We start from the raw sequence: 13,303 nt of genomic DNA, 5'->3' as shown, positions 1-13,303 counted from the left end.
CTTTTATAGGCGACTAATGTAACAATTCACTATCATAAATGCGACACAATAAGCTTACCAAGCCATTAAATTAGTCGCATAAGATCGCTAAGTTGGTCTATTTCAACATCAGGGAGCACGCTCGCCTTCGAAGAGAGGTATAAATTGGAACCAGTGTCATTAAACCAGCACGCTTGGAAGCCATTTTGCTTGGCTCCATAGACATCCGTTTTGAGGTGATCACCAACATGAAGAATATTCTCAGCGTCACAATCTAGGTGTTGCTGAGCTTTTTCAAACATATCTGGGCAGGGTTTAGCTCTTCCATCAGGGCCAGCTTTAAGGATTAATTGAAAGTACTGCCCTAAGCCAATTTTGTGTGGGTCGACATTACCATTAGTAATCGCAACTAGAGGAATGCCTTGACTAAGCTCAGTCATCACACGATGCGTTTCGTCAGGAACATTGACTTGATTACGTAGCCATAATGCATGCTCAATACCTTCTCGAGCCGCTTGTTCTGCTTGCTGCTGAGAATAACCCAATTGCAGCAAACCACTTTTAATCTGAGTTTCACGCCATACTGTGACATCATGTTTCAAAGCTGGGTTTTCAGAGGCGATTTGCTGCTTAATGCCCTGCCACTCTTCGAGCGATAAAGAAGCCGACACTGGGTGCTTTTGATAAAGCCACTGTGCCATCTCCTTCTCAACCTTCATGATCACAGGCCAGTTGTCATACAGGGTGTCATCTAAGTCAAAGGTCATGGCTTTGATGGGCTTTAACCCTCGATAAATTCGCATAGTAAACCCTTAAATCTAATCTTTGTTCTTCTTACGCGCTCTCGGGTGAGCCTGATCATAAGCTTGTGCTAAGTGTTGGAAATCTAAGTGGGTATACACTTGGGTCGTCGAGATGTTTTCATGGCCAAGCAATTCTTGAACAGCACGAAGGTTTTGGCTCGACTCTAGCACATGCGTTGCAAAGGAGTGACGCAGTTTATGCGGGCTGATGTGGCTCGCGACAGATTGCTTCTTTCCCCACTCTTCCATACGTTTTTGCACGCTTCGATGAGAAATACGAGTCCCTAACTTCGAGACAAACAGTGCGGTTTCACCCGGTGAAGCCAACTCACCACGAACTTTAAGCCATTTATCGACCCACTCTTTAGCTAAACCAGAAAAAGGCGCTTTGCGTTCTTTATCGCCTTTACCGATGACTCGGATTTCACCCTGGCGACCCAACACATCTTTGAGGTTAATACCGACCAGTTCTGCCAGTCGTAACCCAGCGCCATACATCACTTCCATCATCGCGCGGTCACGAATCGACAGTGGGTCGTCCTCGTTAACATCAAGCAACTGTCCAACCTCATCAACATCGAGGTTTTTAGGCAGAGGACGCTGTTTACGTGGAGCAGAAACACCTTTGGCTGGATTGGCCGTCATTTCTCCACGCAACACAAGAAAATCAAAGAAACTGCGCAGTGAAGATAAGCGTGTTGCAATGCTGCTTGCTTTCATTCCCTCACGCATGCCTTTACTGGCAAGTTGTCTTACCCACGCTGCATCGACCTGGCCCCAATCCTTTAGCCCTAGCGTGACTAAATGACCGGCCATAGTTTCAAGTTGTTGTTTGTAATTACGTTGAGTGTGTAGGCTGAGTCCCTTCTCGCTTCTGAGATACTCATAGAAGCGAGAAAGTGGCTTTTGAAGGCTGTTAGGAAGAGGTATTTTGGGCTCTAGGCTCATTATTTATCTGCCAAGGTAAGGTGTCCGCCAAATGAGCGACAACAAGTGCTAAATGACGTAAAAAGAGCGTATCCATATGGGGTTGGAAATGTCCGCCTTCTTCACTAGAAAAGGCGAGCAACCCCAATGGAGACTGCTTAGCAAGCGGTAGTACTACATAAGAGCCTAGCTCTGGAACTGGATAATCACCAAACAAATCGTGTCTGTCGGCTTTTCTCAAGCGCCCAAGATAAGCATCTTTGCCATTGAAATGGTTCAGCGAAAACTTAGAGTAGCCCTCAGCACTTAAATGATAAAAACCCGATTGTGAAAGAATTCGAACATGAGCCTTAAGCCCAAGGTCTAACGCTTTTTGTTCAACGGCCTTTATCACCTGCATGAAGTCACTGCATTTCAGCACTTGCGCTTGCAGATCCATAAACTCATAGAAGGTTTTATCGTTATTTGCCGCCAACGACATCAAGCCAGTGATCTCTTCTTCAAGCTCTTCGATTCGATGACGCTGGCGTTTAAGCTGAATCTCAACCAGAGAAACAGCGCCCTGCTCAACGTTATTGATAGCAAGGCGATCAACCAAATCTTTTCTGTCTTGGAAAAAATCTGGGTTATCACGTAAATATTCCGCGACCACTTCTGCGGTGAGTGCGTCGGCTTCAACGTAAGACAAAACCTATCCTTTATGTTTTATGAATCTATTGGTTATAAATCGTTATTAGCAAGAAAGTTGACCATCAAACACATGCGTTGCCGGGCCGGTCATAAACAGAGGTTTACCCGGGCCTTGCCAGCTAATGTGTAAGTCACCGCCTGGTAGACGAACCTTCACATTCTCAGCCAGTAAGCCTTGAGTGATACCAACGGCAACTGCGCCACACGCTCCGCTGCCACATGCCTGAGTTTCACCCGCGCCACGTTCGTAAACACGCAAACGAACTTCTTCACGGCTAACCACTTGCATAAAACCAGCATTAACACGCTCAGGGAAACGTTCGTGTGATTCGAGAAGCGGACCTAGGGTGTCCACATCAGCAGTATCGACATCATCAACGACGGTAACCACATGTGGGTTACCCATGCTTACCGCACCACAGAACAAAGTATGTACATCCGTTCTCAGGATATACGTCTTCTCTGGCTGTTTTGCCTTGAATGGAATCTTACCTGGTTCGAACTCAGGAATACCCATGTTCACAGTGATCAGGTCATTCTCTTCAATTTTGAGAACCATTTTACCTTTCTTGGTGCTGACGTTGATACTGTACTTATTCGTTAAGCCTTTCATGCGAACGAATCGTGCAAAACAACGAGCCCCATTACCACACTGCTCCACTTCACTGCCATCCGCATTGAATATGCGGTAATGGAAATCAGTTTCAGGATCATAAGGAGCCTCAACCACAAGTAGCTGATCGAAACCCACACCAGTGTGACGATCCGCCAAACGGCGGATCAAATCTGGAGAAAAGAAAATATTTTGAGTAATGCAGTCCACGACCATGAAATCATTGCCCAAACCATGCATTTTAGAAAAGTGGAAGTGCATAACGCTTAAAATTACTCCGGAAGAATGTTTTCAAGTTCCCATAGACTCGCAAGCTCTTCACGCTGACGAACCAAATGAGTTTTATCGCCATCAACCATCACTTCAGCCGCACGCGAACGAGTGTTGTAGTTAGATGACATCGCGAAGCCATAAGCGCCCGCAGAACGAACTGCTAGCAGATCACCTTCTTCAAGAACAAGGTCACGATCTTTACCTAGGAAATCACCCGTCTCACAAATTGGGCCAACCAAATCGTAAGTCACGGCTTCACCCTGTCTCGGGCTAACTGGAACAATATCTTGCCAAGCTTGGTAAAGCGCTGGACGCATCAGGTCGTTCATTGCTGCATCGATGATGGCAAAGTTCTTGTGTTCGGTTGGCTTGAGGAACTCGACTTTTGTTAATAATACACCAGCGTTAGCAGCAATCGCTCTTCCAGGCTCGAAAATCAGCTCTAGATCAGAATGATTCTCTAGGCGAGCCAATAAGGCTTTCGCGTAATCTGAAGGCTGTGGTGGTAATTCATCACGGTAAACCACACCCAATCCGCCACCGACATCAAGGTGTTTGATGTTGATACCATCAGCTCGTAGTTGGTCGATCAGTGCAAGCAGGCGATCGGTAGCATCAATGAAAGGTTCGATATCCGTTAGCTGAGAACCAATGTGGCAATCAATACCATGAATAGACAAGTTATCGAGTGTTTGTGCAAACGCATAAACGGCTGGAGCACGGTCGAAAGCAATACCAAACTTGTTATCACGCAGACCAGTAGAAATATAAGGGTGAGTGTTGGCATCAACATCTGGGTTGATACGTAATGAAATTGGCGCTTTAACACCAAGCTCACCAGCAACTTTATTCAGTCGCTCAAGTTCTGGCTCAGACTCTACGTTGAAACACTTAATGTTCAACTCAAGTGCGCGCTTCATTTCAGCAGCTGTTTTACCGACACCAGAGAACACAACTTTTGCCGGATCGCCACCAGCAGCTACTACACGCTCTAACTCACCGCCAGAAACAATGTCAAAACCTGAACCCAAACGAGCCAAAGTATTCAACACTCCAAGGTTCGAGTTAGCTTTAACGGCATAACACACCAAGTGCGGATGCTCACCAACCGATGAGTCAAACGCGTTCCAATGACGCTCTAATGTTGCACGAGAGTATACATACAGCGGCGTACCATATTGCTCTGCGAGTTGTGAAAGTGCGACGTCCTCAGCCCAAAGCTGGCCATCTTCCTGATAGTTGAAGTAATCCAAAGTTCTTATCCCTTATAAATAACGATTTCTGCGTGTTTCACTTATTGTGATTGTTCAGTCTGCTGAACTTCATCAGGATCGTATAACGGACCCGTTTGACCACAACCAGAAAGTCCAATAACGGACACCATAAACAGAGCGGTAATTAATTTTTTCATTTTGCATATCGTGATTATTAACTCAATGCCCCCTATAATCGCACCACACTCAAGAAAAGCAATAGGATAGAAAGGATGAACGAGACTGAATTTCATCAGCTGGTCGATATACAGATGCAAAACATCGAAGAAGCTATCGATGAATCAGAGGCAGATATTGATTACGAAGTGACTGGTAACGTAATGACGCTCGAGTTTGAGAACCGCAGCCAAATCATTATCAACCGCCAAGAACCAATGAAAGAAATCTGGTTAGCGTCTAAATCTGGTGGCTTTCACTTCAAGCTGATCAATAACAAATGGACATGTTCTAAGACGGGCATGGAGCTGTTTGAGATGGTTAAAGAAGAATGCGTGAAGCACGCAGGTGAAGAGATTGATTGGGTCTAATCATTTGTAAGCAAAACTAAAAAGGAGTGAATCAATCACTCCTTTTTAGTATCAATCAGTCTAAATAACCTAAATGTTGACTATCTTTGAGCTCCGAGAAGCTAAAGTTGCATCGTTACGATAAGGCACAACGTAGGAGTTGCCCTCTTCTGGGTGAACGATTTGGTAGTACTGAGGTAGATTAAAGTTAATCAACTTAGACGACATCTTCGACTCATCTTTTACCGATGTGTAGAAAGAATTCACGTTCGCGATCATCTCATCTTTTTCACCATTGTACTGGTGATACACCTCTACTTGATTCGACTCGTCCAATACATAGATATTAAAACCTTTATCGGTATCTTCAAAGAAGAACTGAATTAAACCCTCACTCGCAAAACCATCCACCACCTCTGGCAGTTGATACTCCTGCTCTTTATCGAGCATCAGCAAAGGTGAACCCTTCAACTTATTGGTTGAGATACTACGGTAGAAATCAACCGAATTTTCCAACATCTGTACCGATACACCACGACGCTCGAAGAACAGACCAAACATCTTATTAGCTAAACGAATAGCCTTAAAGCGGCGACGCTTCTCTGGTTCAATCGGTTTCAATCGTAAGTCGATACACTCAGCAAGCAGTTGATACACCATATTACGCATCACACCACGCAGGTTTTTGCTGTAACAGAACACATCCACCGACTCTGGCGGCAACGCATCTTGGTGCATTTTGCCAAGAACCGTTTTAAGTGCATCCAGCATTGCTGTATCACCTTGGAAATGAAGCGTACGTACTTCATGCCAAGAGTTACGATAAACCAGATCGACACTGCCGACTAAGCTCTTACCTTCTTCACCAAAGCTGAAGATATCAGCATTCTTGAGGTCCACTTTTAATGCACGACCACTTAACTCAGAAGTTGGGTCATTTTCAAAGTTGATGAACATCGCGAGCTGGCTTATCTCACACGGACTCGCCAGTGCTTGCATACTCGGGCGACGCTTACGCAAAGAAAACGTATTACGCAGATCGCTCACCATTTGATAGAACTTATCGATATCAATGTGAGCATCACGCACCACAGAGTGCAAACGCGTCGACTCCGTAATCAAGCCATTAAAGAATGACCAAGCAACCAGTTTACTCAAGTACTCATGGTGCTCAAGTGAAGGCTGACCAAGAATACGATGCGCTACCAATGGCTGCTTATACAGGTACCAGCCGGCTTTATTCGACTGACCCTGACGAACTTCGATAAAGCTCAAGTCTGGTTCATGCAGATCAGGAGAGATTTGCGGATTCAGTAACGTCACTTTACCTGGCAATACCTCAAACGCAGCGTAAAGCTTACGCGCCAAAATACTAATATCTTGTGGGCTAATTGCAGAAGTGATGTCGTTGCGACGCGCAAATTGAATCAGATTACGATAGCTCAGCATCAAGGCATCAAGCAGTGCATGGTGTACCACTTTAACCTGCTCAACCTTCCAGTTACGGCGGTTATCGAGCTCAGCAATGGTTTCATGTCCCCAATTCCAAGACTTAGTCATCTCAGTTAAGGCTTCACGACGCCACGCAACAGAACCAATGCCCGCATCTCGTGACAACTTCTCGTGGGTCTTAAGGTAGAAACAACGTCTCACCAAGTCCAATCGAGTGTGGTCGTTAATGCGTTCTAGATAGCGCGTTACCTTCTCAAGCATCAGATAGTAGCTATCCATGCCATACAGATCCGGTTCATCCGCGAAGAAGCGACGCTTGGTATCAATACTCAGCAGTTGAGTGTTTGGGTATTCCCATGAATAGGCTTCTAACAGGATCGCCTTTAACACCGATTTATACGGAGAGTCGATACTCTTATAGAGCTGCCATAGATTTGAACCAAAGTACTCTTCAGCGGGAATACGATTTAGCTTACCGAAATCGATCCACTGCGAGCAATCAAGATAGCCGTCCTGACATAAACCTTGAACATACTCGTCGTAGCACTCTTCCATTTCAGGCGGAATGATTTGCCACAACAAACGTTGACCGGCTAAACGAACCGCTGAGCGATAGAACTCATCAAGCAGTAACAAGTGCTGTGAAGAACCACAGTTATCACCGGTCATCTCTTCCGAATGATTCGAACGGAAACGCTCTTCATCCATCAAGAAGAAGTTAGCTTCCACACCTAAGGTCTCAGCCCAATCGGTAATTAGCAAACATTTGTTGGTAAGGCTATCACGAGATGCGCCATCCATATCTGGAGACACACACACCCAGATATCAAGATCACTTGAGGTACTTTGCCCAATAGAAGAAGTACTACCCATGGTGTACAAGCCAAGGATTGCAGGTTCAGCAGCCTCGGTAAGTTTGCCACCCAGCGTTAATTCGGTATCAGAGACAAATTGCTTTTGGAATTCATTAAGCGTGAAGCTACGAATTCCAAAAGGAACTTGTTGGTCATAATAACCCGGCATCATCGGGTGATTGAAGTGAAGCAGTGCGGGAATAAGGTTGAAAACTCGCTGGCCTTGCACATTCATCAACGCCAACGCACGATCAATGCGCTGCTGATTTAGATTGTCTAATCGTTGAATCAAAGTTTGAGTGTAAGCCTGCAAGGTAAGTCCTTGGTTTGAGGTTAAGTGCAGTTCTGTTTAGTTACTGAACGAAAGCAGCAACAAAACGTGATCAATTTAACACTTTTACCCTTAGTGGTAAAGCAAAGGAATCCGTCATACTGGTCAATTCCTTGATGACAGAAAGTTAAACTCACGGCGCCGTAGTGTCCTCTTTATTGACTATTTCTAATAATAGCCCATGTTTCAAATGAGATACCAATCACACTATTTTGGTGAACTAATGAAAATCTCTCAGCTATCAAAGTATCGAATGATCAAACAGTAAGAATTCTCGCCTCATAATGGTAGGATTAGGCTATTACAGAACCTATATCGGAACCACCATGACAAATTCAGCACCAATCCGTATCGCGACCAGAAAAAGCCCTCTTGCCCTTTGGCAGGCATACTTTGTAAGGGATGCACTGCAAGCTGCTCACCCTGGTTTAGAGGTTGAGTTGGTAACTATGGTGACCAAAGGTGACATCATCCTCGATACTCCGCTTGCTAAAGTTGGCGGTAAGGGCCTGTTCGTTAAAGAACTTGAAGTAGCAATGCTAGAAGGTCGTGCTGACCTAGCAGTTCACTCAATGAAAGATGTCCCAGTAGACTTCCCAGAAGGTCTAGGTCTGGTGACGATTTGTGAACGTGAAGATCCTCGTGATGCTTTCGTTTCAAATACCTACAACAATATCGACGAGCTACCACAAGGTGCCGTCGTGGGTACATGCAGCCTGCGTCGTCAGTGTCAATTACTTGAGTCTCGCCCTGACTTAATCATCAAAGAGCTGCGCGGCAACGTTGGTACTCGTCTAGGTAAACTCGATGATGGTCAATACGATGCGATCGTACTGGCTGCTGCTGGCCTTAAGCGTTTAGAGCTAGAAGAGCGTATTCGCAGCTTCATCGAACCAGAACAGTCTCTACCAGCTGTAGGCCAAGGCGCTGTTGGTATTGAGTGCCGTCTAGATGATGAACGTCTAATCAAGCTTCTTGAGCCGCTGAATCATAAAGACACGGCTGATCGTGTACTTTGCGAGCGAGCAATGAACCTTACTCTAGAAGGTGGTTGCCAGGTGCCTATCGGTAGCTATTCACTATTAGATGGCAACAACATCTGGCTACGTGCATTAGTTGGTGAACCGGACGGTTCGAAGATGGTTCGTGGTGAGATCTCTGGTCCTCGTAAAGACGCAGAAGCGCTTGGCGTGACTCTAGCAAATCAATTGCTGGATGATGGTGCAAGAGAAATCCTAACCAAACTCTACGCTGACCAAGAATAACCATGACTGTGTTGGTGACTCGCCCCGGTTCAGAGGGGCAATCGCTTTGCCAACAACTAGCGGATGAAGGAATTCAAGCAATCCATCATCCGCTGATTCGTATCGTTGATAATCCAAACTCTTCGGATTTAAGCACCCAGCTTAATAACAGCGATATCATTATTGCAGTCAGTCACCACGCCGTGACCGCTGCTCAAAACATCCTTTCGAAAACCTCATCCATTTGGCCCACTTCGCCGCTTTATCTTGGCGTTGGTCAAAAAACTGCGCACGTTTTAAGCAAAGTCTGTAAACAAAAAGTAAACTACCCTCAAGTTAGTGATAGTGAACATCTTCTTAAACTTACTGAACTTAATGGCGTAGAAAATAAGTCCGTTTTGATACTACGTGGTAATGGTGGGCGTGAGCTCATTAGAGATTCCCTACTCAATCGAGGTGCACAAGTCTCTTATTGTGAGACCTACCGTAGAGAATATATTCCCATTAGCGACCACAATACCTATCAAACATGGATAAACAAAAAAGCGTCCAAAGTTGTCATCACTAGTCAGGAACAATTGGAGTATCTCTGCTCAATTACCCCTGATGAGTATTTGGCTTGGCTGTCAACAAGACATCTATTTGTCCCAAGCCAGCGCATTGTAGAACGAGCACAACAACTCGGTTTCTCGAACGTGACCAATACTCACAGTGCTACGAACCAAATATTACTGGCTGCTCTCCGGCCCTAGCTAGAAACAGGAAATAAGCATGACAAGCAAAAAAAATAATGAGCATATTGAACCTGAAAAGAAACAAGACACTCAGCCAGTAGTTGTTGAAAACGAAAAAGCTGACTCTACAGAGACAAAACAATCTGAACAGAAGCTCGATGCCTCTATCTCAAATACCGCTAATAATGAACAGCCTCAAGCTGAGCATAAAGAGCAAATAGAGAAAGCAGAAAAGCAAGGTAAGCGCGGTGTCAAGCTAGGTGCTATTGCGATCGCTATTTCTATTATTTTCAGTGGCGGTATCGCATTTCAAATGCAGCAAAAGAGTGCTGAGTACTCAGCTCAAATCGCCACTCTTCAAGCGCAACTTCAGAATACCCAATCTGCAGTAAATAAAGACCTGCAAACCATCAAGCAAGAGACTATCCAAGAAGCGTCGCACGCGGTGGAGAAAACTCAGGTAGTACAGTCTCAACAGCAAAAGAGCATTCAAAGCCTACAGTTAGCAGTGGCTGACGTTAAAGGTCGCCGCCCGAATGACTGGTTACTTGCCGAAGCCGATTACCTTGTGAAACTAGCAGGACGTAAACTGTTTCTAGAGCATGATGCCGTTAGCGCAACTAAGTTAATGGAAAGTGCCGATCAACGTATCGCAGCACTGAACGACCCTAGCTTAGTGTCACTGCGTCAATCAATGACCAATGACATTACCAAGCTTCGCACTATTCCTCTGATCGACCGTGATGGCTTAGTTCTACGCATCACAAGTCTTCAGCAGCAAGTCGATTCGCTGCCGCTTGCCAATGCTATTCTTCCAGAAGCCGCAGTTGTTGAGAAAAAAGCAGTATCGCAAGATATTAATGATTGGCAAAATAACCTGATGACGTCGATGAAAGACTTCTCAGAAAACTTCATCACATTCCGCAGTCGTGATGGCGAAGTTATCCCTCTACTATCTCCTGAGCAACACTTCTACCTGCGTGAAAACATCAAAGGTAAATTAGAGACCGCGATTCGCGCCGTCTACAAAGAGCAAGGTGAACTCTATAGTGTAGCTCTTAATACCGCTAGCGAGTGGTCGAAAGCGTACCTAAACCAAGATAACAACTCAGTGATTGAATTTGAGAAAGCGATTAAACAGTTAAGTGAACAGAACATCTCTGTGAAATACCCTGTAAAGCTTGAGTCTCAGAATGAGTTATCAGATGTGATACGTGAGCGCCTACGACGTGAAGTCACCGTTATGACCACGGAGGAAAAATAATGATTCGTTGGATTTTTCTTTTTCTCGTTCTCGGTGCTGGGTTAATTGTTGGTACTCAGTTCTCTGGTCAACAAGGCTACGTTCTGATCTCAATTGCGAATAAGACCATTGAGATGAGCGTGACAACACTGGTTATCTTTGTTATTGCTCTTCTAGCTGCTCTGTTCGGCTTAGAGTACTTGTTTAAAAAGCTTATGTACGCAAGCTCGACAACTTGGAACTGGTTCAGTGTTCGTAAACTGAAACGTTCTCGTCGTTATACCAACGAAGGCATCATCAAGCTGCTTGAAGGTGACTGGAAAAACGCTGAGAAGAAGGTAACTCGTTGGGCTAACCATCACGACATGCCTCTACTTTGTTATTTAGTCGCTTCTCAAGCGGCGCACGAACAAGGTAATACACGTGAGCGTGATAAGTACATCAAGCTTGCTAGCCAACAGGACGACTCACTACTGGCGGTAGAGCTAACTAAAGCAAAACAACAGATCAGTGAGTCAAACTACGAAGCCGCATTCGATACACTTTCTACCCTAAAAGGCACATACCCTAATAACACTGCTGTACTTAGCCTGTTAAAAGCCACCTATATGCAACTTAAGTTATGGCAGCCATTGCTAGAATTAACGCCGAAGTTAGTAAAGAACAAACTTCTAACAGCTGATGAGCAAGTTGAGTTGGAGCAGAAAGCACAATGTGGTTTACTTCATGATGTCGCGCAACAGCAAGGTAGCGAAGGTTTAATTAGCCATTGGAACAAGCTTTCAAGAAAGCAGAAACAAAGTTCGCACCTTGTATCATGCTTTGTGAAACAACTGATTGCTCGTAAAGCTGACACAGAAGCGTTCACAGTGATTAAAGAGAACATTGCAAAGAGTGGTTCAAATGAGCTCTACATGTTGCTTCCAGAGCTGAACCTAGCCGATCACCACCCAGTCGTGGTTATGCTAGAACGTGCAATCAGTAAAGACAGTGATAATGCTGAAGCACACAGCGCGTTGGCTCAGTTCTACCTAAGAGAGCAGAAGTGGGCAGAAGCACAAAGCCACTTTGAGAAAGCGCTAGCACTTCGTTCAAATGTTTCAGATTACGGATATCTATCTGACGCACTAGAGAAGCAAAACTTAACGAAAGCAGCTCACGAGGTTTCTCGTAAAGCGCTCGCTCTAGTTCAACCCGCTTAACTCGAAGCAACTCAACGAAGCCGATGCCCAGCATCGGCTTTTTTATATCTGTTGTTTATCCCCAGATAACCTCAACGATACTTATAAACCATAATCTATCGAGCCCTTACTCGCCTTCCCCACCAAACCAAGTGTATTAAAGTAACTATGAAATTGTGCGTTAGGGCCTCCCAAACACACATAGAACTACTTTAATTGTGTCTGTATGTAGTTTACGATTTTTATAAACAAGCTCTTAGAAGAGATTCAAGAGGAATCATAGAGAAAAGTGACACCTTTAAGCCCAAGAGTAAATGGAGATCACCTTGAGAAAAGGCGTTTAAAGATATTTACCCGCAGACAGATGCCCACTTAAAGTCACGGTGAATTAACAAAATAGCCATCAATAGTCCAACTATAAACCGTTATAACCGAGGCTTCACGTAACAACCCTGTAGATTCATTCATGAAGTAAAAGGGATAAAACAAGAGTTACAGACCAACAAAACCTTGTTATTAAAAACGAAGCATCTTTATCAGCCAGTTCAAATTAATAGGAAGTAAAGATCTCGGAGACAGATAATAAAACTCAGATATCGGAAACGACGAAAGCCTAGTCGTCAAACTAGGGTTTCTAATACGTAATGAAGGGAGTAGCGAGAACGCTAAACGCAGGGTCGCCAATTGAGGACTAAACCTTTGTGGGACTGATTCTGCTAGAGAAAAACACTTTTCTTCAAATGTAAAAAAGCCCTGCTATTGCTAGCAGGGCTTTTCTAATAAGTGGCGGAGTGGACGGGACTCGAACCCGCGACCCCCGGCGTGACAGGCCGGTATTCTAACCAACTGAACTACCACTCCGCAGTGGAAGACTTGTCGTCGCTGACAAGTGTTCAAATATAAAGCCTGGCGATGTCCTACTCTCACATGGGGAAGCCCCACACTACCATCGGCGCTATTGTGTTTCACTTCTGAGTTCGGCATGGAATCAGGTGGGTCCACAATGCTATGGTCGCCAAGCAAATTTTAAAATTCGGAAAGCTGCTTCTCTATTTAATAGAGCTATAAAAGTTTCTCTTCAAACTCATTCAAGGTCTGTCTTTGAGTCCACAAAACCCCTTGGGTGTTGTATGGTTAAGCCTCACGGGCAATTAGTACAGGTTAGCTCAATGCCTCGCAGCACTTACACACCCTGCCTA

At 44.8% G+C, this 13,303-nt stretch carries 12 protein-coding genes, 1 tRNA gene and 1 rRNA gene; 5 read left to right on the top strand and 9 right to left on the bottom strand.

Annotated features, from left to right (window positions below):
• Nucleotides 1–65: 65 nt before the first annotated feature.
• From yigB to lptM, 6 genes are read right to left on the bottom strand one after another with little or no spacing between them, the layout of a single operon-like run.
• A complete protein-coding gene (gene yigB / locus L4C44_RS21760) occupies nt 66–782 on the bottom strand; it encodes a 5-amino-6-(5-phospho-D-ribitylamino)uracil phosphatase YigB (RefSeq protein ID WP_017071800.1) in 717 nt (238 codons plus the stop codon).
• A gap of 15 nt (nt 783–797) precedes the next feature.
• On the bottom strand, nt 798–1,730 hold the full coding sequence (gene xerC, locus L4C44_RS21755; RefSeq protein WP_017061015.1) for a tyrosine recombinase XerC: 933 nt from the start codon (nt 1,728–1,730) through the stop codon (nt 798–800).
• Entirely contained in the window at nt 1,699–2,397 is a 699-nt protein-coding gene (locus L4C44_RS21750; RefSeq protein WP_132982604.1) for a DUF484 family protein, read from the bottom strand. Before L4C44_RS21750 ends, xerC begins: the two co-directional genes overlap by 32 nt.
• Nucleotides 2,398–2,442: 45 nt before the next feature.
• Nucleotides 2,443–3,273: a diaminopimelate epimerase gene (gene dapF, locus L4C44_RS21745; RefSeq protein ID WP_060983632.1), complete on the bottom strand. Its 831-nt coding sequence runs from the start codon at nt 3,271–3,273 to the stop codon at nt 2,443–2,445.
• Between the two features lie 11 nt (nt 3,274–3,284).
• Nucleotides 3,285–4,538 (bottom strand): diaminopimelate decarboxylase, encoded by a 1,254-nt coding sequence (lysA, locus tag L4C44_RS21740; RefSeq protein ID WP_061019782.1) that lies wholly within the window; start codon nt 4,536–4,538, stop codon nt 3,285–3,287.
• A gap of 41 nt (nt 4,539–4,579) precedes the next feature.
• A complete protein-coding gene (gene lptM / locus L4C44_RS21735; RefSeq protein ID WP_407829960.1) occupies nt 4,580–4,696 on the bottom strand; it encodes an LPS translocon maturation chaperone LptM in 117 nt (38 codons plus the stop codon).
• 75 nt (nt 4,697–4,771) lie between these two features.
• On the opposite strand from lptM, the gene cyaY reads away from it, so the two are divergent.
• Nucleotides 4,772–5,086 (top strand): iron donor protein CyaY, encoded by a 315-nt coding sequence (cyaY, locus tag L4C44_RS21730; protein ID WP_132982606.1) that lies wholly within the window; start codon nt 4,772–4,774, stop codon nt 5,084–5,086.
• Nucleotides 5,087–5,155: 69 nt separating this feature from the next.
• Here cyaY and L4C44_RS21725 read toward each other — a convergent pair whose 3' ends face one another.
• Nucleotides 5,156–7,684 (bottom strand): class I adenylate cyclase, encoded by a 2,529-nt coding sequence (locus L4C44_RS21725; RefSeq protein WP_210447737.1) that lies wholly within the window; start codon nt 7,682–7,684, stop codon nt 5,156–5,158.
• A gap of 344 nt (nt 7,685–8,028) precedes the next feature.
• On the opposite strand from L4C44_RS21725, the gene hemC reads away from it, so the two are divergent.
• The 4 genes from hemC to L4C44_RS21705 are packed head-to-tail and all read left to right on the top strand — an operon-like array spanning nt 8,029 to nt 12,125.
• The gene (hemC, locus tag L4C44_RS21720; protein ID WP_019825210.1) at nt 8,029–8,967 is read left to right on the top strand and encodes a hydroxymethylbilane synthase; all 939 of its coding nucleotides are present in this window, start codon (nt 8,029–8,031) and stop codon (nt 8,965–8,967) included.
• 2 nt (nt 8,968–8,969) lie between these two features.
• Nucleotides 8,970–9,698 carry a uroporphyrinogen-III synthase gene (locus L4C44_RS21715; protein WP_132982608.1) on the top strand — a complete coding sequence of 243 codons (729 nt, stop codon included), beginning with the start codon at nt 8,970–8,972 and terminating at the stop codon, nt 9,696–9,698.
• A 19-nt stretch (nt 9,699–9,717) separates the two neighbouring features.
• Nucleotides 9,718–10,944, top strand: coding sequence for a uroporphyrinogen-III C-methyltransferase (locus L4C44_RS21710; RefSeq protein WP_428805694.1), 1,227 nt, complete (start codon nt 9,718–9,720; stop codon nt 10,942–10,944).
• Complete coding sequence (locus tag L4C44_RS21705; protein ID WP_428805693.1) at nt 10,944–12,125, top strand: heme biosynthesis protein HemY; 1,182 nt, start codon at nt 10,944–10,946, stop codon at nt 12,123–12,125. Before L4C44_RS21710 ends, L4C44_RS21705 begins: the two co-directional genes overlap by 1 nt.
• Before the next feature lie 763 nt (nt 12,126–12,888).
• Here the strand turns inward: L4C44_RS21705 and L4C44_RS21700 are convergent.
• Both L4C44_RS21700 and rrf read right to left on the bottom strand, forming a co-directional pair.
• Nucleotides 12,889–12,965, bottom strand: a tRNA-Asp gene (locus L4C44_RS21700).
• A gap of 43 nt (nt 12,966–13,008) precedes the next feature.
• A 5S ribosomal RNA gene (gene rrf / locus L4C44_RS21695) occupies nt 13,009–13,124 on the bottom strand.
• Nucleotides 13,125–13,303 lie beyond the last annotated feature (179 nt).

Origin of the sequence: Vibrio satsumensis, assembly GCF_050337435.1 — a bacterium.
Classification (GTDB): Bacteria; Pseudomonadota; Gammaproteobacteria; order Enterobacterales; family Vibrionaceae; genus Vibrio; species Vibrio satsumensis.
This window is presented reverse-complemented; position numbering and strand designations above follow the sequence as displayed.